Below are 26,015 nucleotides of genomic sequence, written 5' to 3' on the forward strand. Positions count from 1 at the left end.
GAGCGGCGACGGGTCGGGAAAGGTTCGCGGCCGTTACTTGATCGTTACCCGACGCTTCCCGGCTCGGCCGGCTCGCCCGACCGCCCGGAGGTCGCCGGGTCGGCGCATTTCGGACCTGGGCGGATCCCGCCGGGTCGGGGCCGCGGAGGTCGTCGAGGCGCCGGGGCGGGTGCGGCCGGGCGCTGGTCCCGGGCTGCTTGGATGGTCGGCATGGAGACCCCCCTCACCGTCCTGCTGCTGGGCGTCGTCGCGCTGCTCATCGCGCTGCTGGCCCGCACCCCGCAGCAGTCGCACACGGCGTACCGGCTCGGGCAGATCGAGCGCCGCCTGCAGCTCGTGATGGACCACCTGGGCGTGCAGGATCCGAACCCGGTGCCGGTGGAGGTCCGGGAACACCTGGCCCGGGGCGACAAGATCAAGGCGATCGCCGCGTACCGGAAGCTGACCGGCGCCGACCTGCGCACCGCCAAGGCCGCCGTGGAGAGCTTCGCCGGCCCCCGCTGACGGCGTGATCCAACCCGCTGACGGTCGGACGATCACGAATCGCGGGGGCGGTCGCGGTCCTTGGAGGGTTGGACGCGCTTCGGTTCACCCGGCATCTTGGGGTGGTCGGGCGGGTAGGGCATGTCGCCCTGGCCGGCGGCGGCGTCCCGCTCGGCCCACTCCAGCAGCGGGGTGATGTCCCAGGCCGCGTCGTCGATGCCGGCGTGCGGGTCGCCCCGCTCGGCCAGCCGGGCCGGCACGGTACGCAGGTCGAAGTCGTCCGGGTCGACGTCGGGCAGCTCGTCCCAGCCGACCGGGGTGGAGACGGTGGCCCGGGCGTTGGCCCGCAGCGAGTAGGCGCAGGCGATGGTGCGGTCCCTCGCCATTTGGTTGTAGTCGACGAAGACCCGGGTGCCGCGCTCCTCCTTCCACCAGGCCGTGGTGACCAGCTCCGGCCGGCGGCGTTCCAGCTCGCGGGCCAGCGCGATGGTGGCCCGGCGCACCTCGACGAACGTCCAGCGCGGCTGGATCCGCAGGTAGACGTGCACGCCCCGGCCACCGGAGGTCTTCGGCCAGCCGGTGACGCCCAGCTCGTCGAGGATGGCGCGCAGCTCACCCGCGGCGGCGGCCGCGTCGGCGAAGTCGGTGCCGGGCTGGGGATCGAGATCGACGCGCAGCTCGTCGGGGCGGTCGACCTCGGCCGCGCGGACCGGCCACGGGTGGAACACGACGGTGCCCATCTGCGCGGCCCAGGCCACGTGGGCCAGGTCGGCCGGGCAGAGCTCGGCCGCCTTCCGCCCGCTCGGGAAGCTGATCTCGGCGGTCGCCACCCACGGCGGTACGCCCCGGGCGGGCACCCGCTTCTGGAAGAACATCTCGCCCTCGATGCCCTCGGGGAAGCGTTGCAGCGTCGTCGGGCGGTCGCGCAGGGCGCGCATGATCCCGTCGCCGACGCCGAGGTAGTAGTGGAAGACGTCCGCCTTGGTGAAGCCGCGCTGCGGGAAGATGACCCGGTCGGGGCTGGTCAGCCGGACGGTGTGCCCGGCCACGTCGAATTCTTCGGCCGCTGCCTTCGTGCCACCCATTGCGCGACCATATGCCACCGGTCCGACGACCGACGTACCGTTGGCGGGTGAGTCTCGACGACACCGAACTGCCCCGCACCGAGGACGAGTGGCGGGTCCGGCTCAGCCCCGAGGAGTTCCGGGTGCTGCGCGAGGCCGGCACCGAGGCCCCGTGGACCGGCGAGTACGTGGACACCAAGACGCCGGGCGTCTACCACTGCCGGGCCTGCGGGCTGGAACTCTTCGCCAGCGACACCAAGTTCGACTCGCACTGCGGCTGGCCGAGCTTCGACGACGCCATCCCCGGCCGGGTCAAGGAGATCGAGGACCGCAGCCTCGGCATGGTCCGCACCGAGATCCGCTGCGCCCGCTGCGACAGCCACCTCGGGCACGTCTTCCGGGGCGAGGGCTTCACCCCGAAGGACACCCGGCACTGCGTCAACTCGGTCTCCATCCGGCTGGAGCCGCGCTGACCGGCGGCCGGCGCGGGTCGGCTGTCGGAGCGGGATGAGCCTCCGCGACGTACGTCGGCTGGCCGCGACCGGCCCCGACCACGCCGCCGCCCGCCCTGGGGTCGGGTGACTAGCGGCTCACCCGCCGGCGGCCGGCCGCCGGGCCATCAGCTCGACCTGGGCGGTGCGCGACTGCTCGACGCGCCGGGCGAGGTCGGCCACCTCCGGGGCGACCGCTGTCGCCCGGTGCGCCCGGGCGAGGTCGGCGGCCGCCTGCTGGTGCGCGGAGAGCACCTCGCGCAGCACCCGGTCGACGTCGGCCCCGGTGGCGGAGCGCAGCCGGTCCAGGTCGGCCGCGTCGGCGTGCCCGGCGTGGTCGTGCCGGCCGGCGGTCGCGGCCGGGTCGGCGGCGCGCAGCCAGCCGCGCATGATGGTCAGCTCGTCCGACTCGGTCGTCTCGATCGCGGCGACCAGGGTGCGCAGCTCGCCGTCGGTCAGCCGGTCCCGCACCAGCCGGACGATCTCCAGCGTCCGCTCGGTGTGCGCCACCATCATGGTCAGGAACACCACGTCGAGGCCGCGGACGGCGGCGCTCGCCGTTCCGGCGGCCGCGGGGGCGCCCGCCGGTGGCGGTGCGGGGTCGGCGGCGCAGCCGGTGACCAGCAGCAGGCCGAGCAGCGCGGCGAGGCCCGCGGGGCGACGCCGGCCGGTGGCCCGGTCGCCCCGTCGGGCAGTGGCGGGTGCGGCGCACGCGGGCACGGGCCGCACCCGTACGGTCAGATCCGGGTCCACAGCGCCGGTACGTTCGGCGGTTCCCAGCCGGGCAGAGCGGTGTGCGCCTGCCGGCAGCGGTAGCTCTGCCCGTTGTAGGTGACCTGGTCACCGACCTGGTAGGCGCTACCGGCCGTCCAGCTGCCGCCCGGGGCCGGCGGGCTGGTGGGCGACGTCGGCGTCGGGGTGGGCGACGCGGTCGGCGGCGGGGTCGGCGTGGGGCTGGGCGTCGGGCCGCCGCCGCCACCGATCTGCAGGTCCACGCAGGAGTAGAAGGCGTTGGCGGTGTCGGCGATGTTCCAGATCGCGAGGACCTTCTGCCGGCCCGAGTAGCCGCCCAGGTTGACGGTGTGCGACACGGTGGAGCCGGGCTGCTGCCCGCCACCGTTGAAGACGGCGATCCGGCTGCCGCCGATGTAGTACTCCCAGTTGCTGGTGGCGTGCCGGGCGGTGTTGACCCAGGTGAAGGTCACCGAACTGCCGACCGAGGTGGCCGGCCAGCCCCGGCTGTCGTCGTTGAGGACGGCGAAGTGGGCGATGTTGGCGTGGCAGTTGCGCAGCCCCTTCGGGCCCTCGACGCTCTGCGGCTCGTACTTGATCTGACCGCAGTCCGGGACCCGGTTCTGCGCACAGAGTGCCTGCCGGCTGGGCGGTGACGAGACGTAGCCGTGCGCCTGCGCGGGGGCGGCGACGGCGAGCGAGGACGCGACGGCGCCCGCCGCCACGAGCGGGACGGTGATTCTTCGACGCATGCTGGCAACTCCCTCGGCTCGGGCCTGCGGTGGTGTGCCAACAACGTAAATTAAACCTTGTTAACAGTAAAGACTCCTGTCGATAAAATCATCGACATCGCTCAACTTCTCACGAGCCGTGGCGGGACGGCTCCCGCGGGTGAACCGAGTCAGAGCCGCAACAGTCCGCCCCGCTCGTCGACCTCGTCGGCGGAGTCGTCGTCGAGCCACACCCCGCCGGTGGCGAGGTACCGGAACCGGTACTCCCCCGGACCGAGCTTCACCGTCACCGTCCGGGTGCCGTCCCGGCGGGCCACCAGTTCGTGCCGGCCGGGCTGCCAGTCGTTGAAGCAGCCGACGACGCTCACCGTGCCGGGCGGGGTGTCCCGGGGCAGGCAGAAGGTGACCCGGGTCTGGTTGCCGAAGAGCCGGTTGCGCTTGATCACGTGTTCCTCCGGGGGTCGGGCGGTCCAGCAGGTACAACGCCCGACACGCCGGGAGCGACACGCCGCCGACCGACCCTCGTTCGCCCGTTTCGTCCCGTCCAACCGGCCGGTGCCGCACGCTGGAGGAAACGGTCGAGTTCGGAGGGATCTGTCGTGGCAACCTGCGAGGTCTGCGGTAACGACTACTGGATGGCGTTCGAGGTGCGGACGGTCAGCGGCGACGTGCACACCTTCGACTGCTTCGAGTGCGCGGCGCACAAGCTCGCCCCGATCTGCGAGCACTGCCAGATCAAGATCATCGGTCACGGCGTGGAGGTCTCCGGCCGCTTCTTCTGCTGCGCCCACTGCGCCCGCGCCGAGGAGGGCGCCCAGGGTGCCGAGATCCGCGACGCCGTCGGCGCCCGCCCCGCCTGATGGGATTGTCGTAGCCAGCCGACACTCATGATCGTCTGTCCGGTAGCAGGACGACCCGCCGGAGGTGCACCTGCCCAGGATCAGACGATCAAGGACTGGCGTGGGGGCGGAACTAGGATCGCGGGATGCCGTCGTTGAGTATCGAGGTCCGGGCCGCCCGCTTCGCCGACCTGGACGCCCGCACCTTCCACGACCTGCTGCGGCTGCGCATCGACGTGTTCGTGGTCGAGCAGCGGTGCCCGTACCCGGAACTCGACGGTCGGGACGTCGAGCCCGGCACCCGGCACCTCTGGCTGGAGCACGACGGGGTGCCGCTGGCGTACCTGCGGATCCTGGCCGACCCGGACGGCGTGGCCCGGATCGGCCGGGTGGTGGTGGCGCCGGAGGCCCGCGGCGGCGGCCACGCCGGCCGGCTGATGGCCGCGGCGCTCGCCGAGGTCGGCAACCGGCCCTGCGTGCTGGAGGCGCAGTCCCATTTGGTCGACTTCTACGCCCGGCACGGCTTCACCGTCAGCGGGCCGGAGTACGTCGAGGACAGCATCCCGCACACCCCGATGCGCCGGGAGTCGATTGACGGCTGACGATCGGTGTGGCAGCCTGCCGGGCAGCGCCACACGAGAGCCACGGGAGCCACGCGAGCGCCGGGAGGGGCAACTCCGGGCCGTCCGGGCGTCGTCGTCCGACCTCTGCCCTGGGGGCTCCCCTTGTCCACTCAGCTCCGAAAACCACGCGTCCTGTGGCTGCTCGCCGTCGCGGCGGCCGCCGTCCTCCTGCTGACCACGGCGCTGGCCAACCCGGTCTCCGCACACGGCTCCGTGGTCGACCCCGCGTCCCGCAACTACGGCTGCTGGCAGCGCTGGGGCAGCGACTTCCAGAATCCCCGGATGGCCACCGAGGACCCGATGTGCTGGCAGGCCTGGCAGGCCAATCCGAACGCCATGTGGAACTGGAACGGCCTGTTCCGCGAAGGCGTCGCCGGCAACCACCAGGCGGCCATCCCGAACGGCCAGCTGTGCAGCGGCGGCCGCACCGAGGGCGGGCGGTACAACGCGCTCGACACGGTCGGCGCCTGGAAGACCACGCCGGTGTCGAACAGCTTCCGGGTCCGCCTGTACGACCAGGCCAGCCACGGCGCCGACTACATCCGGGTGTACGTGACCCGGCAGGGCTTCGACGCGCTCACCGAGCCGCTCGGCTGGGACGACCTGGAACTGGTCGGCCAGATCGGCAACACCCCGGCGTCGCAGTGGAAGCCGGAGACCAACGGTGTCTCCATCGAGATCCCGGCGAACGCGCCGGGTCGCACCGGCCGGCACATCGTGTACACCATCTGGCAGGCCAGCCACCTCGACCAGTCGTACTACCTGTGCAGCGACGTCGACTTCTCCGGTGGCGGCGGGCCCACCACGCCGCCGCCGACCACCCCGCCACCCACCACGCCGCCGCCCACCACTCCCCCGCCGACCACCCCGCCGCCGGCCGGAGCGTGCACGGCGACGTACCGGGTCACCGGGCAGTGGGCCGGCGGCTTCCAGGGTGAGGTGCAGGTGACCAACGGCGGATCGCCGATCAGCGGCTGGTCGGTGACCTGGACGTACGCCGACGGCCAGCAGGTCAGCTCGGCGTGGAACGCCACGGTCGACACCAGCGGAAACCGGATCGTCGCACGCAACGTCGGATACAACGGCAGCCTCGGCGCCGGGGCGAGCACCACCTTCGGCTTCCTCGGCTCGTGGAACGGCAGCAGCAACACCGCACCGATGCTCACCTGCACGACGGGCGGCTGATCCCCGGCCGGGGCCGCGTCCCCCTGCCTCCGGACGCGGCCCCGGCCGGCCAGCGCGGCCCACACCATCGGGCGCGGTCAGCCGGGCCGGCCGGCCAGCCGGTCGAACCGGAGGTGCGACACCATCGCCGGATCCGGTCCGGGCCGTCGCCCGGCACGCGACGCGGCCGCCGGACGGAACTCAGACCAGGCAGTTGACGATGTCGGCGATGGACCGGCGGCGACCGGTGTAGAACGGGATCTCCTCCCGGACGTGCCGGCGGGCGCCCGAGGCACGGAGGTCGCGCATCAGGTCGACGATCCGGTGCAGCTCGTCGGCCTCGAAGGCGAGCATCCACTCGTAGTCGCCGAGCGCGAACGAGGCGACCGTGTTGGCCCGCACGTCCGGGTACCCGCGCGCCATCCGGCCGTGCTCGGCGAGCATCTCGCGCCGCTCCGCGTCCGGCAGCAGGTACCACTCGTAGGAGCGGACGAACGGGTAGACGCAGAGGTAGGCGCGGGCCTCCTCGCCGGCCAGGAACGCCGGGATGTGGCTCTTGTTGAACTCGGCCGGCCGGTGCAGCGCCATCTGCGACCAGACCGGGGTGAGCGCGCGGCCCAGCGTGGTCCGGCGGAACCGCAGGTACGCGTCCTGGAGCGCGTCGCTGGACTCGGCGTGCCACCAGATCATCAGGTCCGCGTCGGCGCGCAGCCCGGCCACGTCGTAGGTGCCCCGGATCACCACGTCCTTGCCGGCCAACTCCTCGAAGAGCGCCTCGACCTCGCCGGTGACGTTGTCCCGCAGCGACGGCAGCGGACTGCTGGCCCGGAACACCGACCACATCGTGTAGCGGATGGTCGCGTTCAGCTCGCGCAGCCGGGCCGCGTTGGTCTGCTCGGTCATCTCGCCGATCCCTCCAGTGCTGTGATGATCTCGTCGGCCGCCGTCGCCCCGGAGCGCACGCAGACCGGGATGCCGACCCCGTCGTACGCGGCGCCGGCCAGCGCCAGGGTGGGGTGCCCCACCCGCAGGGCCGCCCGGGCGGCGGCGACCCGGCCGGCGTGCCCGGGCGTGTACTGGGGCAACGCACCGCCCCACCGCTGCACGTGCCCGTCCACCGGGGCGGGCAGCGGAACGCCGAGCACCGCCGACAGCTCCCGGTGCACGGTCGCCGCCAGGTCCTCGTCCGTACGCTGCAGCAACGTCTCCTCGCCGTACCGGCCGACCGAGGCGCGGACCAGCGCCAGCCCGTCCGGCCGGCGCAGGTGCCCCCACTTGGTGGTGAAGAACGTGGACGCCTTGATCAGCAACCCCTCGGTGCTCGGCACCAGGAAGCCGGACAGCTCCGGCAGCTCCGGCTCGGGCAGCGCCAGGGTGACCAGCGCGACGCTGGCGTAGTCCAGCCCGCCGACGGTGTCCGCCAGCTCCGGCGCGGGCCCGGCGAGCAGCCGGGCGGCCGGGCGGGCCGGCACGGCGAGCACCACCGCGTCGACCTCGACCTGCTCCGCGTCCCGGGTCGGGCCGACGGTCAGCCGCCAGCCGTCCGGCGTCGGGTGCAGCTCGCGGACGGCCGCGTTCCGGCGGAGCGTCGCACCGCTGGCCCGGGCCGCCGCCTCGACCAGGGTGCCGAGCCCGCCGGCCAGGGTGCCGAAGACCGGGGCGCCGGGTGCGCGCGGCGCGGCGGCCTGCGCGGCCCGGACGGCGCCGACCAGGGTGTGCTCCACCCGGGCGGCGCGGGCCAGCGCGGGCATCGTGGTGACCAGCGACAGGTCGTCGGCCCGGCCGGCGTACACCCCGCCCAGCATCGGGTCGACCAGCCGGTCGACCACCTCGTCGCCGAACCGGGACCGGACCAGCGCGCCGACGCTGACGTCGGCGTCCGGACCGAGCAGCGGACGGCCCTCGTCCCGGTCGGCCGCCGCGTCCGGTCGGGCCACCGTGGTCACCGTGGCCAGGTCCCCGGGTACGCCGACCAGGGTGCCGCCCGGGATGGGCCGCAGCTGTCCGGCCAGGGCGAGCGCGGCCCGCCCGACCGTGGGGTGCACGATCCGGTCGGTCAGCCCGAGCCGGCGGACCAGGGCGACCGCGGCGGACTCGCCGCCGGCCGGGTCGCGCATCAGGAAGGACTCGGCGCCGAACTCCACCGGCTGGCCGGCCAGCTCGCCGGTGCGCAGCTTCCCGCCGAGCGCGCCGGACTGCTCGTACACGGTGATCTCGGTGCCGTCCGGGGCGCGGTCGCGCAGCTGGACCGCGGCGGCCAGACCGGCGATCCCGCCGCCCACCACCGCCACCCGCCACGGCTGCGCCACCGGGCTCAGCTCCCGTCGGCCGGGCGTGCGGACAGCTCGTGCACCAGCGCGACCACCCGGGTCAGCACGTCGGGATCGGTCTCCGGCAGCACGCCGTGGCCGAGGTTGAACACGTGCCCGGGGGCGGCCCGCCCCTCGGTCAGGATCCGCCGCACCTCGGCCTCGACCACCGGCCACGGGGAGAGCAGCACGGCCGGGTCGAGGTTGCCCTGCACGGCCTTGTCGGGGCCGATCCGCCGGGTCGCGGTGTCCAGCGGCGTACGCCAGTCGACGCCGACCACGTCCGCGCCGGCCTCGCCCATCGCGGTGAGCAGTTCGGCGGTGCCCACCCCGAAGTGGATCCGCGGCACGCCGGCGTCGGCCAGGCCGGAGAGCACCGCCGTCGAGTGCGGCAGCACGTAGCGGCGGTAGTCGGCCTCCGACAGCGCGCCGGCCCAGGAGTCGAAGAGCTGCACGGCGGAGACCCCGGCGTCCACCTGGACCCGCAGGAAGGCCAGGGTCACCTCGGCCAGCCGGGCGCAGAGCGCGTGCCACAGCTCCGGGTCGCCGTACATCAGCGCCTTGGTCTTCGCGTGGGTGCGCGACGGGCCGCCCTCGACCAGGTAGCTGGCCAGCGTGAACGGCGCCCCGGCGAAGCCGATCAGCGGGGTGTCGCCGAGCTCGGCGACCAGCAACCGGACCGCCTCGTCCACGTAGGAGACGTCGGCCCGGGTGATCGGGCGGATCCGCTCGACGTCGTCGGCGGTGCGCACCGGCTCGGCCACCACCGGCCCGGTGCCGGGCACGATGTCCAGGTCGACCCCGGCGGCGGCGACCGGCACCACGATGTCGCTGAACAGGATGGCGGCGTCCACCCGGTGCCGGCGCACCGGCTGGAGGGTGATCTCGGCCACCAGCTCGGGGCGGCGGCAGGATTCCAGCATCCCCACGTTGGCCCGGATCTCCCGGTACTCCGGCAGCGACCGGCCGGCCTGACGCATGAACCAGACCGGGGTGTGCGGGCCCGGCCGGCGCCGGCAGGCCCGGACGAAGGGCGAGTCGGCCGGTCCGCCGGGGCGGGGTGCCTCGTCTCGGGCGGCGGTGCCCGTGGTGTCGGTGGTCATCGCGGCCATCGTGCCACGGTGCCCGCTGTCGCCCGCGCCCACCGCCGCCTTTTGTGATGTGGAACGAGGGGGCCGAACGCCTCTGGTCGGCCGGGCCGGCCCGGTGCGCGGCCGCCCCGCTCGGCGTGCCGTCCCGGTCGTCGGCCGGACGCGGGCATAGGCTGCCGGCATGGCCCCCCCGATCGCGCTTCCGGAGACCTTCGCCCGCGCGGTCGCCGGGTTGCGGTCGGCGGCACCCCGGCCCGAGATCGTGCTCGAGGAGGTGGGCGCGCCGCAGCGGCTCGCCCCGTACGCCTTCGCGCTCTCCGCGGCCGTGCTGCGCGACGGCGACGAGGTGGCCGCCGGGCGGCTGATCCTGCTGCACGACCCGGCCGGCCACGAGGCCTGGCAGGGGACGCTGCGACTGGTCACCTACGTGACCGCCGAGCTGGAGGTCGACCTGGCGGCCGACCCGCTGCTGCCCGGGGTGGGCTGGACCTGGCTGACCGACGCCCTGGACGCCCAGGACGCCCGGCACCGGGCGATCGGCGGCACGGTCACCCAGACCATGTCGACCCGGTTCGGCGAGCTGGCTGGCCCGCCTGCGGCCGGCGACATCGAGATCCGCGCCTCCTGGACGCCGGTGGACGACGACCTGGCCCCGCACCTGCTCGCCTGGTGCGCGCTGCTCGCCTCGACCGCGGGCCTGCCGCCGCCCGGGGTGACCGCCCTGCCCGAGCGGCGCCCCGCCGGCGCCGCCTGACCCCGCCGGTCGTGGCGTGCGGCGCACCGCAGGCCCACGACCGACGTGCCGGGTCAGACCCGCCGGGTCAGAGGTAGTCCTCGGCCTCGTTGCAGACCTTGTCCAGGCCCTTGTTGGCCTTGTCGAAGGCGGCACGGTTGCCGGTGGCGGCCGCGTTCAGCGCGGTGGTGAGCTTGTCCAGGCAGGTCGCGATGATCTTCTTCTGCCGGGCCTGCTCGTCGCGGTCGTTACGGGTGCCGGTCAGGTCCTGCTCGGTGTCGGCCAGCTTGTCCTGCACGCTCTGCAGGTCGGCCTTGAGCTTCTCGATCTCCGTGGCGTTCGCCGCGATGGTGCCGTCCCGCTGGCTGACCTGGCTGGCCATCTGCTTCTCGGTCCGGTCCAGCTTGCCGCTGGTGGTGACGAAGAGGCCGGTCATCACCCCGCCGAGGACGAAGAGCAGGCCGGCCACCACGGCCAGGACCAGCACGGTGCGCCCCTTCGCGGCGGCCGGTGCGGCGCCGTACGGCGGCACCGAACCGGGCGGCCCGGACATCGGCGGGCCGGACATGGGCGGGCCGGACATCGGCGGGCCGGACATCGGCGGCGCGGACATCGGCTGGCCGTACCCCGGCCCGGAGGCGGCCGGCGCGGCGGCCGGGCCGCCGTAGGACGCGCCGGTCGGGGCGTACCCGGTCGGGGCGGGAGCGGTGGCGGGCGGCGCCGGGGGCGTGGACTGCGGAACGCCGGCGTACTGCTGCGGCGCGGGCTGGCCGGCGCCGTACACGGTGCCGCCCGCGGGCGGCTGACCGGGCGCGGCCGGCGGCTGCGGCGGGTACGGCGGCGGGTAGCCGCCCGGCCCGGTCGGTGGCTGGGACATCTCTGCTCTTCCTCCAGGTGCGCGTGGTCCGGGCAGGGTGGGCCCGCCGGACCGGGATCGGTACGGGTCGGTGGCTGACCGGGGTCAGCAGATCTTGAAGCCGTCGCAGGCGGTCTTGATCGGTACGGCGAGACCGATGCCCTCGGCGTCCCGGGCCTTGGCGGTGGCGATGCCGACCACCTGCTTGCTGCCGTTGACCACCGGGCCGCCGGAGTTGCCGGGGTTGATCGGCGCGTCGAACTGGATCACCGGGCCGTCGCCGCCCTCGGCCTTGCGGAACGCGCTCACCACACCGGTGGTGACGCTGTCCTCCAGCCCGAGCGGGGCGCCGACCACGACGATCTGCTGGCCGGACTTCACCGCGGCGGGGGCCGCCACCAGCCCGGTGAACTTGCTGGTGGTGCGCAGGTGGGCGATGTCGTTGGCCTCGTCGACCTTGACGATGGTGGCGGGGAAACGCTGGTCGGTGCGCTCCAGGAAGACCTCCCGGCCACCGCCGTCCCAGACCGCCTCCACCACGTGGAAGTTGGTGAACAGGTTCGTGCCGCCGCCGGCGGCCGGCTTGCCGATCGCGAACGCGGTGCCGGTGAACTGACCGGCCCGCACCCGGAACACGCTGGGCAGCACCGCGCTGGCGACCGCCTCCGGGTTGAACGCGGCACCGGCCTGCTTCTCCAGCGCTCCCGCCCGCTGCTCCAGCCCGTCGAACCGGGTGCCGTCGGCGGCCTGGGCGCTGTCCAGCCGGCGCCCGGTGTCGCCGAGCCGGTCGGAGAGCAGGTGGATCTGGATCGCCTGGACGATGGTCGCCACGGCCAGCACGGCCACCAGCACCGCGAGCGTGATGGTGCGCCAGCGGCCTGGGCGGGGAGCGGCCGGGACCGCCCCCGACCAGGCATCGCCGCCGGCGGTCGGCAGGCCCGACGATCCGGCCGGCGGGTAGGTCGGGCCGGCGGCGGGCGGGTAGGCAGGTCCGGCCGGCGGCGGGTAGCCCGCTCCGGCGGGCGGATAGGTCGGCGTCGGCGGGTTGCCCGGGCCGGCCGCCGGCGGCTGACCGGGCGCGGCGGCCGACGAGGTGCCCGGCGAGCTGCCGGCGCCGCCGGCCGGCGGATAGCCGGACCGGGTGCCGGGACCGGCGGCCGGCGAAGGGCCGGTGGTCGGCGGGTAGCTGGGCGGGGTGCCGGGGCTGCCGGCCGGCGGATGGCCGGGCGCGGCGGCGGGCGGGTAGGCCGGGCTGGCGGCCGGCGGCGCACCGGCCGATCGGCCCCACTGCCCCTGCTGCGGCGGGGACCAACCGCCCCCGGCCGGCGGGGCGGCCGGCTGACCCGCGGGGTACGCCGCGGCGGGCGGCCGGGGCGGCTCGACCCGGGGCGGCAGTGGGCCGGGCCGGCCGTAACTCCCGTCCGGCGGCGCGCCGCCCGAGCCGTCGCCCCCCGCCGGTCCGGTACCCGCCGACCCGTAGCCCGCAGTCATGTTCGCCACGCCCTCCCCCGTAGCCGCCCCCAGTGGCCGCCGCCCCGGCTGGGAAACACGCACCAGCGGGGCGGCCGGATGGACCGTACCTGCGCGATCGGGGTTTGTCTTCCCCGATGTCCGGCCCGTCGGGACGCCTGAGGGTCACCTGACCGACACACGCCGGACCCCGGCTGCACCCGCGGAATCCGGTGGCGCACTAGGGTTGTCAGGTGACCGACGAACCACCCCTGCGCCGTCGGGCCGCCGAAAGCCGTACGGGAAACGCACCGCACGACCCGCCGTCGGCCCGGCCGGAGCCGGCGGACGCGGGAGACGACCCGACCGCCGGCGGGCCCGTACCGCTGACCGCTCCGCGGGAGGGCACCCCTGAGCCGGTGGCCACGCAGCGCGAGCTTGACGAGGTCGTGGCCCGTTTCGCGGCGGGCACCGGCCCGGTCGCCCTGGACGCCGAGCGCGCCTCGGGCTACCGCTACAGCCAGCGTGCCTACCTGGTCCAGTTGCGCCGTGCCGGCGCCGGCACGGCGCTGGTCGACCCGCTGCCGCTGCCCGACCTGACCGCCCTCGACGAGGTCATCGGCGAGGCCGAATGGGTGCTGCACGCGGCCAGCCAGGACCTGCCCTGCCTGGCCGAGCTCGGGTTGCGTCCGCGCCGGCTCTTCGACACGGAACTGGCCGCCCGGCTGGCCGGATTCGAGCGGGTCGGCCTGGCCGCACTGACCGAGCAGCTACTCGGGTTCAGCCTGGAGAAGCACCACTCGGCAGCCGACTGGTCGACCCGGCCGCTGCCGGAGTCGTGGCTGACCTACGCCGCGCTCGACGTGGAACTGCTCACCGACCTGCGCGACGCGCTCGACGCGGAGCTGACCCGGCAGGGCAAGAGCGAGTGGGCGGCCGAGGAGTTCGCCGCGCTGGTGCGCACGGGCGCCCGGCCGCCGCGGGTGCGCGCCGAGCCCTGGCGGCGCACCTCCGGCATCCACCGGGTACGCGGCGCGCGGGCGCAGGCCCGGGTCCGCTCGATGTGGTACGCCCGGGACCAGATCGCGGCCCGGCGGGACGCGGCTCCGGGCCGGGTGCTGCCGGATTCGGCGATCATCGCGGCGGCCGAGCTGGACCCGAAGGACGAGCAGACCCTGCTCACCCTGCCCGGCTTCGGCGGCCGCTCGGTACGCCGACTGGCCCGCACCTGGCTGGCGGCGCTGGACGACGCCCGCCAGTTGCCGGACGACGCGCTGCCGGTGACGCCGGCGGCCGAGGGCCCGCCGCCGCCGCACCGCTGGGCGGAACGGGACCCGGTGGCGGCGGCCCGGCTGGTTCGGTGCCGGGAGGTGGTGACCCGGGTCGCCGGCGAGCACAACCTGCCGCCGGAGAACCTGATCGCCCCGGACTCGGTGCGCCGGCTGGCCTGGGTCCCGCCGGAGGAGATCACCGAGCAGGCGGTGGCGGACACGCTGCGCGGCTTCAACGCCCGCGAGTGGCAGATCCGCCTCCTCCTCCCCGCCCTCGCCGAAGCCCTCCAACCCCCACCCCCCACCACCCCCTAACCCCCGGCCCCCCGGCCCGACCGGCGTTGATCATGAGGTTGGCGGCAGTCACGGAGATCGACTCCGCCGCCAACCTCATGATCAACGGGGACAGGGCGGGTGGGAGGGGTGTGGGGTGGGCCACAGGGGGGGTGGTGTCGGGTTTGGTTACTGGCGAGTAGCATCCGAGGGACCACGCCCGTGCCGGCGACCTTCATTCGGCCCGCGCGCCGCCCGGCGGCGCGGCGACCGGATCATGGTCGAAAAGGAGGCTCTCAAGTGCCCCGTGAAGTTCGGGATGTCGTCTTCGTCGACGGCGTCCGTACCCCGTTCGGCAAGGCGGGTGGCATGTACGCCAACACCCGCGCCGACGACCTGGTGATCCGCTGCATCCGCGAGCTGCTGCGCCGCAACCCGCAGCTGCCGCCGGAGCGGGTCGAGGAGGTCGCCATCGCCGCCACCACGCAGATCGGCGACCAGGGCCTCACCATCGGCCGGACCGCCGCCCTGCTGGCCGGCCTGCCCAAGACCGTTCCCGGCTTCGCCATCGACCGGATGTGCGCCGGCGCGATGACCGCGGTGACCACCGTCGCCGGCGGCATCGCCATGGGTGCCTACGACATCGCCATCGCCGGCGGCGTGGAGCACATGGGCCGCCACCCGATGGGCGAGGGCGTCGACCCGAACCCGCGGATCATCGCCGAGAAGCTGGTCGACCCGTCCGCGCTGGTCATGGGCGCGACCGCGGAGAACCTGCACGACCGGGTCCCGCACATCACCAAGGAGCGCACCGACGCGTTCGCGCTCGCCTCGCAGCAGAAGACCGCGAAGGCGTACGCCAACGGCAAGCTCCAGCCCGACCTGGTGCCGGTCGCGATCCGCGACCCGGAGGCCGGCTGGGGACTGGCCACGGTGGACGAGGCGCCGCGGGACACCTCGATGGAGAAGCTCGCCACCCTGAAGACCCCGTTCCGCCCGCACGGCAAGGTGACCGCGGGCAACGCGGCCGGCCTGAACGACGGCGCCACCGCCAGCCTGCTGGCCGCCGAGGAGACCGCCCGCGAGCTGGGCCTGCCGGTCGCCATGCGGCTGGTGTCGTACGGCTTCGTCGGCGTCGAGCCCGAGGTGATGGGCGTCGGCCCGATCCCGTCGACCGAGAAGGCGCTGCGCATCGCCGGCCTGAGCATCGACGACATCGGCCTGTTCGAGCTGAACGAGGCGTTCGCCGTGCAGGTGCTCGCCTTCCTCGACCACTTCGGCATCGCCGACGACGACCCGCGGGTCAACCCGTGGGGCGGCGCGATCGCCATCGGCCACCCGCTGGCCTCCTCGGGCGTACGGCTGATGACCCAGCTCGCCCGGCAGTTCGCCGAGCACCCCGAGGTCCGCTACGGCCTCACCGCCATGTGCATCGGCATCGGCATGGGCGGCACCGTGATCTGGGAGAACCCCCACTGGGAGGGCAACAAGTGAGCGCGCTCGCGGCACCGAACGAGGTCGTCACCAAGGCGCTGCTGCGCCAGGTGAACGTGCCGGGGCTGGACCGGCCGGCCGCCCTGATCACCCTGGACAACGGCTTCGACCACACCAAGCCGAACACCTTCGGGCCGGGCGGCCTGACCAGCCTCGACGAGGCGATCACCGCCGCGCTGGCGGCGAACCCGGCGTTCATCGCGGTCACCGGCAAGCCGTACGTCTTCTGCGTGGGCGCCGACATCGTCGGCCTGCCGGCGCTGGCCGACCGCGAGCAGGCGCTGGAGATCGGCCGGCTCGGCCACCGGGTCTTCGCCCGGCTCAAGGACAGCCAGATCCCGACCTTCGCGTTCGTCAACGGCGCGGCCATGGGCGGCGGCCTGGAGCTGGCCCTGCACTGCCACTACCGGACCCTCTCCGGCGGCGCCGCGGCGCTGGCCCTGCCCGAGGTCTCGCTCGGCCTGGTGCCCGGCTGGGGCGGCACCCAGCTGCTGCCGAACCTGATCGGCATCCCGGCCGCGACCCAGGTGATCATCCAGAACCCGCTGATGCAGAACAAGATGCTCAAGCCGAAGCAGGCTGCCGAGCTGGGCATCGCGGACGTGCTGCTGGAGCCGGCGGACTTCCTGGAGCGGTCGCTGGAGTGGGCCGCCGGCGTGGTCCGCGGCGAGGTCACGGTGACCCGGCCCGAGGTCGACAAGGACATGTGGGCGGGCGTGCTCTACTTCGCCCGGCAGACCCTCGACCAGCGGCTGCACGGCGCGGTCCCGGCCGCGTACAAGGCGCTGGACCTGCTGGAGACGGCGAAGGACGCGGACTTCGTCACCGGCACCGCCGCCGAGGACGAGGCGCTGGCCGACCTGGTCTTCTCCGAGGAGCTGCGCAGCGGCCTGTACGCCTTCGACCTGGTGCAGCGGCGGGCCAAGCGGCCGGCCGGCGCGCCGGACAAGGGCCTGGCCCGCCCGGTCACCAAGGTCGGCATCGTCGGCGCCGGCCTGATGGCCAGCCAGCTCGCGCTGCTGTTCGCCCGCCGCCTCCAGGTGCCGGTGGTGATGACCGACCTCGACCAGTCCCGGGTCGACAAGGGTGTCGGCTACGTGCACACCCAGATCGAGAAGGCCGTCAGCAAGGGCCGGATGGACAAGGGCACCGCCGCCAAGCTGTACGGCCTGGTCAGCGGTTCGGTGGACAAGTCCGTCTTCGCCGACGCCGACTTCGTCATCGAGGCCGTCTTCGAGGACCTGAACGTCAAGAAGCAGGTCTGGGCCGAGCTGGAGAAGATCGTCAAGCCAGAGGCGGTGTTGGCCACCAACACCTCCAGCCTGTCGGTCACCGCGATGGCCGCCGACCTGGAGCACCCGGAGCGGGTGGTCGGCTTCCACTTCTTCAACCCGGTGGCGGTGCTGCCGCTGCTGGAGATCGTTCGGGGCGAGCGCACCGACGACGCCACGCTGGCCACCGCGTTCGCGGTCGGCAAGCAGCTGCGGAAGTCCTGCGTGCTGGTCAAGGACGCCCCGGCATTCGTGGTCAACCGGCTGCTCACCCGCTTCCTCGGCACGGTCTTCGCCGCCGTGGACGCGGGCACCCCGCTGGAGGTGGCGAACAGCGCGCTGGACCCGCTGGGCCTGCCGATGCGCCCGCTCGCCCTGCTCCAGCTGGTCGGGCCGGCCGTGGCGTACCACGTCGGTGGCACCCTGCACGGCGCGTTCCCGGACCGGTTCGGGGTCAGCGAGAACCTCAAGCGGATCGCCGACTCCGGCCAGCCGATCGTGGTCGACGACGAGGTCAACGCCGAGGTGGCGAAGCTGCTGGTGGTCGGCGACCAGCCGCTGACCGCCGAGCAGGTACGGCAGAACGCGCTCGACGCGCTGGCCGAGGAGATCCGGCTGATGCTCGACGAGGGCGTGGTGGCCGAGGCGCAGGACATCGACCTGTGCATGATTCTCGGCGCCGGCTGGCCGTTCCACCTGGGCGGCGTGACGCCGTACCTGGACCGCACCGGCACCAGCGAGCGGGTCACCGGCCGGCGGTTCCTGCCGCGCGGAGCCGCCAGCCTGCCCGCCTGATCCCCCCCGCTCCCCCGCGACCGCGGTGGTCGGTCGCGTCCTCGACGGACGCGATCGGTCACCGCGGTCGTCTTTCCCACCGTGTCGGTAGCCGGGCAGCGCCGTCTTGATCGGCGTCACTAGGATCGCTCCGACTCGACAGATCTGGAGCTGACTGATGTCCCAACCGCCGGCCAGTCCCTACGGGGACCACGGCTCGTACCCGCCCCCGTCCGGGGGCTACCCCACACCGCAGCAGCCCGGGGGCTACCCGGCGCCGCAGCAGGGCGGTTACCCGTCCCAGCAGCCCGGTGGCTACCCGCACCAGCAATCCGGCGGCTACCCCTCCCAGCAGTCCGGCGGCTACCCGCAGCAGTCCGGTGGCTACCCGCCGCAGGGCGGCTACCCGCCCGCCCAGCCCGGTCAGCCGTACGCGCCCGCCGGCCCGCCGCCGAAGAAGAAGTCCGGCGCCGGCAAGATCGTGCTGATCGTGCTGGCCGTGGTGCTGGTGCTCTGCCTCGGCGGCGCCGCGGTCACCTGGTTCGCGGTCAAGGACGACGTGGGCGACGCGGTGGACGCCGCCAAGACCCGGGTGGTCGCCCCGGCCACCCTGGCCGGCCGCCCGCAGCTCACCGACACCGAACTCGCCTCGCTCTCCGAGCAGATGGTCAGCGAGATGAAGTCGACGGTGCAGAACGAGACCAGCGCCGTCGGTGCCTTCTACGGCGACCCGGCCAAGCAGGACCTGGTCATGGTGGCCGCCGCGTCCGGGCTGATCGCCGACCCGAAGAAGGAACTCGACGACGCGGTCAACGGGCTCTCCGCCGAGCTGGCGGTCAGCAACATGGCCGATGTCGACCCGGGCCCGCTCGGCGGCGACGCCCGCTGCGGCGACGGCAAGACCGACGCGGTGGAGCTCGGCGTCTGCGTCTGGGCCGACAAGGGCAGCGTCGGCATGATCGTGATCTTCTTCTCCTCGGCGGACAAGGCGAAGGCCGAGTTCGTCGGCATGCGCGGCCAGATCGAGCAGCGCTCCTGAGGCCGTGACCCGACGGGCCGGGCTCCCGCCACCGAGGTGGCGGGAGCCCGGCCCGCGTTCTACAGGGTCAGGCCGACGGCGCCTCGCCGGCCGGGGCGGCGGCCGGGGTGGCGGCCCGCTCGGCGGCGCTGCGCAGCACGCAGAACTCGTTGCCCTCCGGGTCGGCCAGCACCACCCAACCCGAGCCGTCCGGCCGGCGCTCGTCGGCGACCTGGGTGGCGCCGATGCCGAGCAGCCGCTCGACCTCCTCGTCCCGGGTCCGGTCGGTCGGCTCCAGGTCCAGGTGCAGCCGGTTCTTCACCACCTTGCCCTCCGGTACGGCCAGGAAGAGCACCTCCGGCCCGCCCGGCGGCAGCAGCATCGCCTCCGGGTCGCCGGGGAAGTCGTCGGGCTGGCGGGGGCACTCGAAGACCTGCGCCCAGAAACCGGCCAGGGCGTAGGTGTCGCGGCAGTCGATGCCGATGTTGTGGATGCGTGCGCTCACTGCTGTTCCTCCAGGTCGGACGTACCTGCCCGCTCCGCCGCACTGCGCAGGACGCAGAACTCGTTGCCCTCCGGGTCGGCGAGCACCACCCAGCCCGTGCCGTCGGCGCGCCGCCGGTCGTCGACCAGGACGGCGCCGAGCCCGAGCACCCGGTCGACCTCCTGGTCCCGGGTCCGGCCGGCCGGCTCCAGGCAGATGTGCACCCGGTTCTTGACCGACTTGGCCTCGGGAACCTGCTGGAAGAACACGTTCGGACCGGCGCCGTCCGGTGGCAGCAGCACCGCCTCCGGGTCACCAGGGACGTCGTCGGCGTGCCGGCCGTAGCCGAGCACCGCCGACCAGAAGCCGGCGAGGGCGTAGGTGTCGTGGCAGTCGAAACTGATGTTGTGGATTCGTGGGTACACGGGTGAAGCCTCCGTGATCGAGGCGCCCCGAGTGCGTGAGCGTCAGCCGGCGAGACGGGGCGCGGATGTCATGACGATGGACATTCGACGCACCCCCCTCCGCTCTCGGGCTGACGGCGTGATCTTTCCATCCGCCCGGCAGTGGCCGCAACCCCGGTCAGCGGCTCCCCGCCGGCCCGGCGTGCTCCTCGGCGGTCACCGCCGGGGCCGCGTCCGCCGCCGGCAGCGTCACGGTCACCTCCAGGCCGCCGCCGGGCTGAGCGACGGCCTGCACGGTGCCGCCGTGCGCGTCGCAGACCGCGCGGACGATGGAGAGCCCGAGGCCGGAGCCGCGGGCGCCGGTACGCTCCCGACCGCCACGGCGGAACGGCTCGAACAGCCCCGGCACGTCGGCCGGGTCCACCTCGAACCCGGTGTTCCCCACCACCAGCCAGGACCGGCACCCGTCGGAGCCGGTGCGCACCCAGAGCCGGCCGTGCAGGTGGTTGTAGCGGACCGCGTTCTCCACCAGGTTGCCGGCCAGCCGGTCCAGCAGCCCGGGATCGCCGACCACCGGCGCCGACTCCAGCGAGGTCTGCACCCGCAGCCCGATCCGCTCCACCTCCCGGCGCACCGCCGACAGGGCGTTGGCGGTGCCGGCGGCGAGGTCGCACTCGGTGCGCCGGCCGAGCCGGCGGCCGGCCTGCGCCTCGCTGCGGGCCAGCACCAGCAGCGCGTCGACCAGCCCGTTGGCCCGCTCGGAGGCGTCCCGGACGACGGTGGCCATCCGGCGGTACTCGGCGGTGTCCGCCTCGTCGTCGCTGAGCGTCACATCGATCTCGGTGCGCATCACGGCGAGCGGGGTCCGCAGCTCGTGCGAGGCGTTGGCGACGAACCGCTTCTGCGCCTCGAACGCGGCGGCGATCCGGTCCAGCATCGCGTCGAACGTCTTGGCCAGCTCGGCCACCTCGTCGTCCGCGCCCGAGTAGCCGATCCGCTGGTCCAGGGTGGCCTCGCCGAGCCGCTGTGCGGTGGCGGTGACCTGGTGCAGCGGCCGCAGCGCGCGCCCGGCCACCGCGTACGCCCCGGCCACCCCGACCACGCTGATCGCCAGCAGCGCGACCAGCCCCTTGGCCAGCAGCTCCGCGGAGGCGGCGTCGACCAGCTGCCGCTGCCACTGCGCGGCGTCCAGCGTCCGCCCGTCGGCGAGCACCACGGTGGTGCCGGGGAGCAGCTCGTCGGTCGGGCGCAGCGCGTCGCGGACCAGCAGCCAGGCCAGCAGCACCAGGATCGCCCCCGCGCCCACCAGCAGCACGCCGTTGAGCAGCGTCAGCCGCAGCCGCAGGGTGGGCCGCAGGCGGGACCGGCGGCCCGTACGCTCGCTCATGCCGGCACTCCGCTCCGCTGCGTGCCGCCATGAGGCACCTTCGCGCTGAGCCTGATGATTCGCTCGCTCCGCTCGCTCATGCCGGCACTCCGCTCCGCTGCGTGCCGCCATGAGGCACCTTCGCGCTGAGCCTGATGATTCGCTCGCTCCGCTCGCTCATGCCGGCACTCCGCTCCGCTGCGTGCCGTCATGAGGCACCTTCGCGCTGAGCCCGATGATTCGCTCACTCACTGGGCTACTCATGCCTCCACCTCGGCCGTGCGGTAGCCGGCGCCGACCACCGTCTCGATCAGCGGCGGGTCGCCGAGCTTCTTGCGCAGGGTCATCACGGTGACCCGGACGATGGTGGTGAACGGGTCGGTGTTGGCGTCCCAGACCCGTTCCAGCAGTTCCTCGCTGGAGACCACCGCGCCGCGTGCCTTGAGCAGCTCGCACAGCACGCCGAACTCCTTGTTGGTGAGGTCGACCGGCACGCCGCCGCGGGTCACCACCCGGCGGGCCGGGTCGAGCACCAGATCGGCCAGGGACAGCACCGGCGGCGCGGCCGGGGTGGCCCGCCGGCCGAGCGCCTGCACCCGGGCCACCAGCTCGTCGAAGGCGAACGGCTTGGGCAGGTAGTCGTCCGCGCCGAGCTGCAACCCCTCCACCCGGTCGGCCACCGTGCCGCTTGCGGTCAGCATCAGCACCCGGGTCAGCGTCCCGGAGGCGGCCAGCTCGGCGCAGATCTGGTCGCCGTGCATGCCGGGCAGGTCGCGGTCGAGCACCACCACGTCGTAGCGGGTGACGAAGGCCAGCTCGTGTCCGCTGTCGCCGTCGTAGGCGACGTCCACCGCCATGCCGCGCCGGCGCAACCCGCGCGCGATCGCGTCCGCGAGGTTCCGCTCGTCCTCGACCACCAGCACCCGCATCCCGGTCCTCCTCGCCGCTGACCACCCGACAACCTAGTGCCGGCCGCCAAACCAGCGTCCCGCGCCGTCCCGGTCGGCCGCCATTGCAGAAAACCTTCGTCGTACGTAATGCTGCTGGCGGGAAACTACGGAACGGACGGACCTGTCATGACCGACGCGGCGGCCCGGCGGGACATCGCCTACCAGGGCTTCCGGCTGCCCGGCGACCTGGCCGACGGGGAGGCGGCCGGGGTACGCGCGGCGGCCGGGGGCCTGGCGCTGGCCGAACCGGCCGGCCGCCAGGAGCACCCGCTCGCCGACGGCAGCAGCGCGACGTACGAGTGGGGCAGCTGGACCACCCCGCCGGTGCCGGTGGGCTTCGCCGTGCACGAGGTGGTGCCGTCCTGGACCGCCGACAGCCCGGCGGGCTGCTGGCTCCGGGTCGAGCTGCGCGGCTGGCACGACGGCCGCCCGACCACCGGCTGGTACCTGCTCGCCGACTGGGCCGCCGACGACGCCACGGTGCGGCGCACCTCGGTGCCCGGGCAGCGCGACGGGGACGCCCGGGTGGACACCGACACGCTCGTCGTCGGCGACGCGACGGTCACCGGCTGGCAGGCCCGGGTGACCCTGTTCCGGCCGGTCGGCGCGGCGGCCGGCCCGGTGCTGCGTTCCGTCGGCGCGGTGGCCTCCGGTCGGCCGGTCGTCGCCGCGGCCCGGCCCCCGGCCGGCGGCCCGGACGCCCCGGGCCCGGACGGCGTCCGCCCGGCACTGGTGGCCCCGACGCCGACCGGCGCACCCGATCGGCGGCCCGGCTGGGGCACCGTGCTCGACGTGCCCCCGTACTCGCAGCGGCTGCACGCCGGCGAGCACCGGCAGTGGGGTGGCGGCGGCGACTCCTGGTGCAGCCCCACCTGCACCTCGATGGTGCTCGCCTTCTGGGGTGCCGCCCCGGCCCCCGAGCGGTACGCCTGGGTGCGCCCGCCGGGCCCCCGCCCGGTGGTGGTGCACGCCGCCCGGCACTGCTACGACCACGCCTACGCCGGGGCCGGGAACTGGCCGTTCAACACCGCCTACGCCGGGCTGCACGGGATGGACGCCTTCGTCACCCGGCTGCGCTCCCTCACCGAGGCGGAGGCGTTCGTCGCCGCCGGCATCCCGCTGATCGTCTCCGCCGCCTTCCGGGCCGGCGAGGTGCCGGGCCTGGACTACGACACCCGGGGGCACCTGATGGTGCTGGTCGGCTTCACCGCGGCCGGCGACCCGGTGCTCAACGACCCGTACGCCGCCGACGACGAGGGGGTGCGCCGCACCGTGGAGCGGGACCGGTTCGAGGCGGTCTGGCAGGCCGGCAGCGGCGGCGTGGCGTACGTCGTCCGCCCGGCCGGGGTGCCGCTGCCACCGGCCCCGGCGCAGGCCAACTGGTGACTCACCGCAGGTGCCAGATCCGCAGCGTGTTCTCCGGCGCCTGGCAGACCAGCGTGCCGGCCTGCGCGCCGCACCGCCGCGCCCACGAGGGCAGCACGGTGAGCACCCTGGTCCGGGCGGCCGCCATGTCCAGCTCGGCCAGCAGCATCCGCCCGTCCGCCAGCCGGCGCAGCCCGTACCGCGGCTGAGCCGCCGGCCACTCCCAGAGTGCCTGCCAGCGGCCCAGCTCACCGAGCACCCGGCCGGTGGCCGGATCCAGCACCGCCAGCGGCCGGTCCTCCCGGTCGTCCGGCCGGCCCGCCTCGGCGAGCAGCCGGTCACCGACCAGCACCAGGTGCGACCAGCGCGGGTCCGCCCAGCGGGTCCGCCCGGTCGCCGGGTCGACCACCCGCACCCCGGCGTCGGGCCGGTGCAGGCAGACCCCCGGTCCGCACGGGCTCGCCCAGCCCATCTGCGGGTCGGGTGGCAGGGCCCAGCGCCGGCGCAGCGACGGCACGTCGTAGCCGGCGATCCCGCCGGTCCCGTCGCCGACCAGCAGCACGTCCCCGATCAGCTCCAGGTAACGGTTCCCGGCCTGCCCGACGCTCGGCAGGTCGGCCGCGCCGAGCCGGGCGCCGGTAGCCGGGTCGTGCAGCTCCACCCGCCCCGCGGGCGAGACCGCGGCGACCAGGTCGACGCCCCCGCCGGCGTACCGGTAGGCGGCGAAGCCCTCCGCGGCCACCGGCACGGCCCAGCCCGGTTCCCCGGTGGCCGGGTCCACCGCCCGCACCGTGTACCCCGGCCCCGGCCGGTGCGTCTCCAGCAGCACCCCGCCGCCCGCCACGGGCAGCGCCCGACCCGGCCGCTGCCACCGCGGCTCGCCGCCGTCGAGGGTGAGGGCACTGGTGGACGCTTCTTCGCCGTCGGGTGACCCGGTGCTGACCAGGAGCAGGTCGCCATGCACGGTCAGTCCCATCGGGACGTCGTCGTCCGGCAGCGCCCGGCGCCAGAGCGGCTCCCCGCCCGGCAGCCGGTACGCGACCATCTCCCGGGCCGCGCCGTCGGTCGGCAGCAGCCCCTGCAGCACCAGCAGCCGGTCACCGAGCAGCAGGAAGTCGGCCGGATCGGTCGCGGGCACGGTCACCGTCGGCGGGCCCGTCGGTGGGGCCGCGCCGGCGGTGAGCGTGCCCAGGGCGAGCAGCAGCGGCAGCGCCACCCGCCACCAGCGGGCCGGCGGTCGAGGCCGGCCGGCAAACAGCTCGGGCTCGGGGCCGCGCGGCCGCTCCCCCAGGTCGATGACCACGTCGCCGCTCATGTTGGCACCCCGCTGCGCTGCGTGCCGCCACGAGGCACCACCGCGCTGAGCCTGCTGATTCGCTCACTCCGCTCGCTCATGACGGCAGCCGCCGCACCAGGAAGCCGTCGCCCGGTCGACGGCACAGGATCAGGTCCTCCTCGAGCTGGCAGTCCCCCGCCACGTCCCGGAGCACGTCGTGCCGCCGCGCCCGGGCGGTGGCGGGGTCCAGTTCGGCGACCAGCAACCCGCCACCGGGTACCGGCCGGGTCCCGACGACCCGGTCGTCCACCGACCGGGACGGCACGAGCTGCCAGGCGCCGAGGTCGGCGAGTTCCCGGCCGGTCGCCGCCGCCACCACGACCACCCGGTCCGCCCCCGACGGGGTCGGCGCGAACGCGAGCATCGCGCCACCCCGCACGCTCAGCAGGGCCGTGCGGCTCGGGTCGCTCCACCGGAGGAGGCCGGTGGCCGGGTCGACCATCCGGATCCCACCGGTCCGCCCGGCCGCGCAGAGCAGGGCACCACAGGGGTAGAGGTACTCCACCAGCGGCAGCTCCGCCTCCCAGCGCCGCCGCAGCCCGTCCAGCTCGTACGCGGTCACCCGCCCCGCCGGTTGCCGCACCACCACCAACAGGTCCCCGATGACCTGGGGGTACACGTCCGGCTGCTCCTGCCCGCCCGGCTCGCCCATCGGCAGCTCGTTCCGGCTCACCAGCACGCCGGTGCCGGCGTCGTAGATCTCCACCCGCCCGCCGTCGATGACCACGACCTGCTCGATCAGGCCGTCGCGGCCCCGGTACTGCGCTCCCTGCGACGGGACCGGCAGCGACCACAGCGCCCGACCCGACGCGAGGTCCACCGACCGGAGCGTGCCCGTACCGTCGCGGCCACTGGTCTCCAGCAGCAGCCGGCCGCGGGCGTCCAGCCAGGCCAGGCCGGGCTGCTGCCACCGCGTCCGCCCGGTGTCGGCGTCGAGGACGATGGTGTCGCCTCGGGAGCCGCCGAATCCGGCGACGGAGAGCAGCACCGCCCCGTCGCGGGCATGGAATCCCCAGAGGTCGCCGGCGCGCGGCATGGGCACCCGCCACAGCGGCGCGGGCCGCTGCGGGGTGGCCGTCGCCCGCTCGGGCAGGGGGTAGGCGAGCAGGTCGCGGCTGCCGTCGGTGACCCCCTCCGCCGGCCGCACGACGTAGAGCCGGTCACCGGCGAGGAAGGCGTGTGCGGAAGCGGAGCCGGGCACGACGGCCGTGACCCGACCCGGCGGCGGGGTCGCGCCGGCCGCCACCGCCAGTACCAGCGCCAGCAGCAGCACCGTCCGCAGTGGACGACCGGCCGGCCGCAGGCGGCGGGGTGGCGCCGTCCGCTCCGGCTCCGGCGCGTCGCGCAGGTCACCGAGGTCGATCAGCGTCACGTCGTCCTCCCCGTCGGCCCCCGCGCCCGGCGAACCGGCCAGGGCCGTACCGGGCCGGCAAATGCGACGCAT

Annotated in this window: 26 protein-coding genes; 11 read left to right on the plus strand and 15 right to left on the minus strand. The window is 74.7% G+C overall.

Annotated elements, in window-relative coordinates:
* The first annotated feature begins 210 nt into the window (after positions 1-210).
* Complete coding sequence (locus GA0070609_RS20595) at positions 211-504, plus strand: hypothetical protein (RefSeq protein ID WP_088995288.1); 294 nt, start codon at positions 211-213, stop codon at positions 502-504.
* A 32-nt stretch (positions 505-536) separates the two neighbouring features.
* Here GA0070609_RS20595 and ligD read toward each other — a convergent pair whose 3' ends face one another.
* Entirely contained in the window at positions 537-1,568 is a 1,032-nt protein-coding gene (ligD, locus tag GA0070609_RS20600; protein WP_088995289.1) for a non-homologous end-joining DNA ligase, read from the minus strand.
* 47 nt (positions 1,569-1,615) lie between these two features.
* Between ligD and msrB the strand changes: the two genes are divergently transcribed.
* Positions 1,616-2,020, plus strand: coding sequence for a peptide-methionine (R)-S-oxide reductase MsrB (gene msrB, locus GA0070609_RS20605; protein ID WP_088995290.1), 405 nt, complete (start codon positions 1,616-1,618; stop codon positions 2,018-2,020).
* Positions 2,021-2,137: 117 nt separating this feature from the next.
* Here the strand turns inward: msrB and GA0070609_RS20610 are convergent, their stop codons facing one another.
* From GA0070609_RS20610 to GA0070609_RS20620, 3 genes are all read right to left on the minus strand, one after another.
* Positions 2,138-2,758 (minus strand): DUF305 domain-containing protein, encoded by a 621-nt coding sequence (locus tag GA0070609_RS20610; RefSeq protein ID WP_088997870.1) that lies wholly within the window; start codon positions 2,756-2,758, stop codon positions 2,138-2,140.
* A 17-nt stretch (positions 2,759-2,775) separates the two neighbouring features.
* A complete protein-coding gene (locus GA0070609_RS20615; protein ID WP_088995291.1) occupies positions 2,776-3,522 on the minus strand; it encodes a lytic polysaccharide monooxygenase in 747 nt (248 codons plus the stop codon).
* Positions 3,523-3,671: 149 nt separating this feature from the next.
* Positions 3,672-3,947, minus strand: a complete 276-nt coding sequence (locus GA0070609_RS20620; protein WP_088995292.1) for an isoamylase early set domain-containing protein — start codon at positions 3,945-3,947, stop codon at positions 3,672-3,674.
* A gap of 153 nt (positions 3,948-4,100) precedes the next feature.
* Here GA0070609_RS20620 and GA0070609_RS20625 point away from each other — a divergent pair, with 153 nt between their 5' ends.
* From GA0070609_RS20625 to GA0070609_RS20635, 3 genes are all read left to right on the plus strand, one after another.
* Positions 4,101-4,361, plus strand: coding sequence for a Prokaryotic metallothionein (locus GA0070609_RS20625; protein ID WP_088995293.1), 261 nt, complete (start codon positions 4,101-4,103; stop codon positions 4,359-4,361).
* Positions 4,362-4,486: 125 nt separating this feature from the next.
* On the plus strand, positions 4,487-4,942 hold the full coding sequence (locus GA0070609_RS20630) for a GNAT family N-acetyltransferase (RefSeq protein ID WP_088995294.1): 456 nt from the start codon (positions 4,487-4,489) through the stop codon (positions 4,940-4,942).
* Positions 4,943-5,065: 123 nt separating this feature from the next.
* Complete coding sequence (locus GA0070609_RS20635; protein ID WP_088995295.1) at positions 5,066-6,148, plus strand: lytic polysaccharide monooxygenase auxiliary activity family 9 protein; 1,083 nt, start codon at positions 5,066-5,068, stop codon at positions 6,146-6,148.
* A 180-nt stretch (positions 6,149-6,328) separates the two neighbouring features.
* Here the strand turns inward: GA0070609_RS20635 and hemQ are convergent, their stop codons facing one another.
* Genes hemQ through hemE form a run of 3 tightly spaced genes read right to left on the minus strand, consistent with a single transcriptional unit; the run spans position 6,329 to position 9,548 of the window.
* A complete protein-coding gene (hemQ, locus tag GA0070609_RS20640; protein ID WP_088995296.1) occupies positions 6,329-7,030 on the minus strand; it encodes a hydrogen peroxide-dependent heme synthase in 702 nt (233 codons plus the stop codon).
* Positions 7,027-8,436, minus strand: a complete 1,410-nt coding sequence (gene hemG, locus GA0070609_RS20645; RefSeq protein WP_088995297.1) for a protoporphyrinogen oxidase — start codon at positions 8,434-8,436, stop codon at positions 7,027-7,029. Before hemG ends, hemQ begins: the two co-directional genes overlap by 4 nt.
* A gap of 5 nt (positions 8,437-8,441) precedes the next feature.
* On the minus strand, positions 8,442-9,548 hold the full coding sequence (hemE, locus tag GA0070609_RS20650) for a uroporphyrinogen decarboxylase (RefSeq protein WP_088997871.1): 1,107 nt from the start codon (positions 9,546-9,548) through the stop codon (positions 8,442-8,444).
* 160 nt (positions 9,549-9,708) lie between these two features.
* Here hemE and GA0070609_RS20655 point away from each other — a divergent pair, with 160 nt between their 5' ends.
* A complete protein-coding gene (locus GA0070609_RS20655) occupies positions 9,709-10,281 on the plus strand; it encodes a DUF3000 domain-containing protein (protein ID WP_088995298.1) in 573 nt (190 codons plus the stop codon).
* A 67-nt stretch (positions 10,282-10,348) separates the two neighbouring features.
* Here the strand turns inward: GA0070609_RS20655 and GA0070609_RS20660 are convergent, their stop codons facing one another.
* A complete protein-coding gene (locus GA0070609_RS20660) occupies positions 10,349-11,137 on the minus strand; it encodes a hypothetical protein (protein WP_088995299.1) in 789 nt (262 codons plus the stop codon).
* Between the two features lie 84 nt (positions 11,138-11,221).
* Positions 11,222-12,607, minus strand: a complete 1,386-nt coding sequence (locus tag GA0070609_RS34540) for a S1C family serine protease (RefSeq protein ID WP_088995300.1) — start codon at positions 12,605-12,607, stop codon at positions 11,222-11,224.
* A 212-nt stretch (positions 12,608-12,819) separates the two neighbouring features.
* Between GA0070609_RS34540 and GA0070609_RS20670 the strand changes: the two genes are divergently transcribed.
* The 4 genes from GA0070609_RS20670 (at position 12,820) to GA0070609_RS34915 (ending at position 18,687) form a co-directional block, all read left to right on the plus strand.
* Complete coding sequence (locus GA0070609_RS20670) at positions 12,820-14,151, plus strand: ribonuclease D (RefSeq protein ID WP_088995301.1); 1,332 nt, start codon at positions 12,820-12,822, stop codon at positions 14,149-14,151.
* 258 nt (positions 14,152-14,409) lie between these two features.
* Positions 14,410-15,603 (plus strand): thiolase family protein, encoded by a 1,194-nt coding sequence (locus tag GA0070609_RS20675; RefSeq protein WP_088995302.1) that lies wholly within the window; start codon positions 14,410-14,412, stop codon positions 15,601-15,603.
* Entirely contained in the window at positions 15,600-17,669 is a 2,070-nt protein-coding gene (locus GA0070609_RS20680; protein ID WP_088995303.1) for a 3-hydroxyacyl-CoA dehydrogenase NAD-binding domain-containing protein, read from the plus strand. Before GA0070609_RS20675 ends, GA0070609_RS20680 begins: the two co-directional genes overlap by 4 nt.
* A gap of 157 nt (positions 17,670-17,826) precedes the next feature.
* Entirely contained in the window at positions 17,827-18,687 is an 861-nt protein-coding gene (locus tag GA0070609_RS34915; protein ID WP_088995304.1) for a DUF3824 domain-containing protein, read from the plus strand.
* Positions 18,688-18,754: 67 nt separating this feature from the next.
* Here the strand turns inward: GA0070609_RS34915 and GA0070609_RS20690 are convergent, their stop codons facing one another.
* From GA0070609_RS20690 to GA0070609_RS20705, 4 genes are all read right to left on the minus strand, one after another.
* Positions 18,755-19,171 (minus strand): VOC family protein, encoded by a 417-nt coding sequence (locus GA0070609_RS20690; RefSeq protein WP_088995305.1) that lies wholly within the window; start codon positions 19,169-19,171, stop codon positions 18,755-18,757.
* Positions 19,168-19,575: a VOC family protein gene (locus tag GA0070609_RS20695; protein WP_088995306.1), complete on the minus strand. Its 408-nt coding sequence runs from the start codon at positions 19,573-19,575 to the stop codon at positions 19,168-19,170. The genes GA0070609_RS20690 and GA0070609_RS20695 overlap by 4 nt, the downstream gene beginning before the upstream one ends.
* A 157-nt stretch (positions 19,576-19,732) precedes the next feature.
* Complete coding sequence (locus GA0070609_RS20700) at positions 19,733-20,941, minus strand: sensor histidine kinase (RefSeq protein ID WP_088995307.1); 1,209 nt, start codon at positions 20,939-20,941, stop codon at positions 19,733-19,735.
* Positions 20,942-21,180: 239 nt separating this feature from the next.
* Complete coding sequence (locus GA0070609_RS20705) at positions 21,181-21,849, minus strand: response regulator transcription factor (protein ID WP_088995308.1); 669 nt, start codon at positions 21,847-21,849, stop codon at positions 21,181-21,183.
* A gap of 147 nt (positions 21,850-21,996) precedes the next feature.
* Between GA0070609_RS20705 and GA0070609_RS20710 the strand changes: the two genes are divergently transcribed.
* A complete protein-coding gene (locus GA0070609_RS20710) occupies positions 21,997-23,256 on the plus strand; it encodes a peptidase C39 family protein (RefSeq protein ID WP_231928362.1) in 1,260 nt (419 codons plus the stop codon).
* A 1-nt stretch (position 23,257) separates the two neighbouring features.
* Here GA0070609_RS20710 and GA0070609_RS20715 read toward each other — a convergent pair whose 3' ends face one another.
* Both GA0070609_RS20715 and GA0070609_RS20720 read right to left on the minus strand, forming a co-directional pair.
* Positions 23,258-24,550, minus strand: a complete 1,293-nt coding sequence (locus GA0070609_RS20715) for an outer membrane protein assembly factor BamB family protein (RefSeq protein ID WP_088995310.1) — start codon at positions 24,548-24,550, stop codon at positions 23,258-23,260.
* Between the two features lie 76 nt (positions 24,551-24,626).
* The gene (locus GA0070609_RS20720; RefSeq protein WP_088995311.1) at positions 24,627-26,015 is read right to left on the minus strand and encodes an outer membrane protein assembly factor BamB family protein; all 1,389 of its coding nucleotides are present in this window, start codon (positions 26,013-26,015) and stop codon (positions 24,627-24,629) included.

Origin of the sequence: Micromonospora echinaurantiaca (assembly GCF_900090235.1) — a bacterium.
In the GTDB taxonomy this organism is placed as follows: Bacteria; Actinomycetota; Actinomycetes; order Mycobacteriales; family Micromonosporaceae; genus Micromonospora; species Micromonospora echinaurantiaca.

Bases quoted from the DNA above. Each gene is read 5' to 3' on its own strand.
- GA0070609_RS20595 (WP_088995288.1), top strand. From the start codon at position 211: ATGGAGACCCCCCTCACCGTCCTGCTGCTGGGCGTCGTCGCGCTGCTC.
- ligD (WP_088995289.1), bottom strand. From the start codon at position 1,568: ATGGGTGGCACGAAGGCAGCGGCCGAAGAATTCGACGTGGCCGGGCAC.
- GA0070609_RS20615 (WP_088995291.1), bottom strand. From the start codon at position 3,522: ATGCGTCGAAGAATCACCGTCCCGCTCGTGGCGGCGGGCGCCGTCGCG.
- GA0070609_RS20630 (WP_088995294.1), top strand. From the start codon at position 4,487: ATGCCGTCGTTGAGTATCGAGGTCCGGGCCGCCCGCTTCGCCGACCTG.
- hemQ (WP_088995296.1), bottom strand. From the start codon at position 7,030: ATGACCGAGCAGACCAACGCGGCCCGGCTGCGCGAGCTGAACGCGACC.
- hemE (WP_088997871.1), bottom strand. From the start codon at position 9,548: ATGGCCGCGATGACCACCGACACCACGGGCACCGCCGCCCGAGACGAG.
- GA0070609_RS20655 (WP_088995298.1), top strand. From the start codon at position 9,709: ATGGCCCCCCCGATCGCGCTTCCGGAGACCTTCGCCCGCGCGGTCGCC.
- GA0070609_RS20660 (WP_088995299.1), bottom strand. From the start codon at position 11,137: ATGTCCCAGCCACCGACCGGGCCGGGCGGCTACCCGCCGCCGTACCCG.
- GA0070609_RS34540 (WP_088995300.1), bottom strand. From the start codon at position 12,607: ATGACTGCGGGCTACGGGTCGGCGGGTACCGGACCGGCGGGGGGCGAC.
- GA0070609_RS34915 (WP_088995304.1), top strand. From the start codon at position 17,827: ATGTCCCAACCGCCGGCCAGTCCCTACGGGGACCACGGCTCGTACCCG.
- GA0070609_RS20700 (WP_088995307.1), bottom strand. From the start codon at position 20,941: ATGAGCGAGCGTACGGGCCGCCGGTCCCGCCTGCGGCCCACCCTGCGG.
- GA0070609_RS20705 (WP_088995308.1), bottom strand. From the start codon at position 21,849: ATGCGGGTGCTGGTGGTCGAGGACGAGCGGAACCTCGCGGACGCGATC.
- GA0070609_RS20710 (WP_231928362.1), top strand. From the start codon at position 21,997: ATGACCGACGCGGCGGCCCGGCGGGACATCGCCTACCAGGGCTTCCGG.
- GA0070609_RS20715 (WP_088995310.1), bottom strand. From the start codon at position 24,550: ATGAGCGGCGACGTGGTCATCGACCTGGGGGAGCGGCCGCGCGGCCCC.
- GA0070609_RS20720 (WP_088995311.1), bottom strand. From the start codon at position 26,015: ATGCGTCGCATTTGCCGGCCCGGTACGGCCCTGGCCGGTTCGCCGGGC.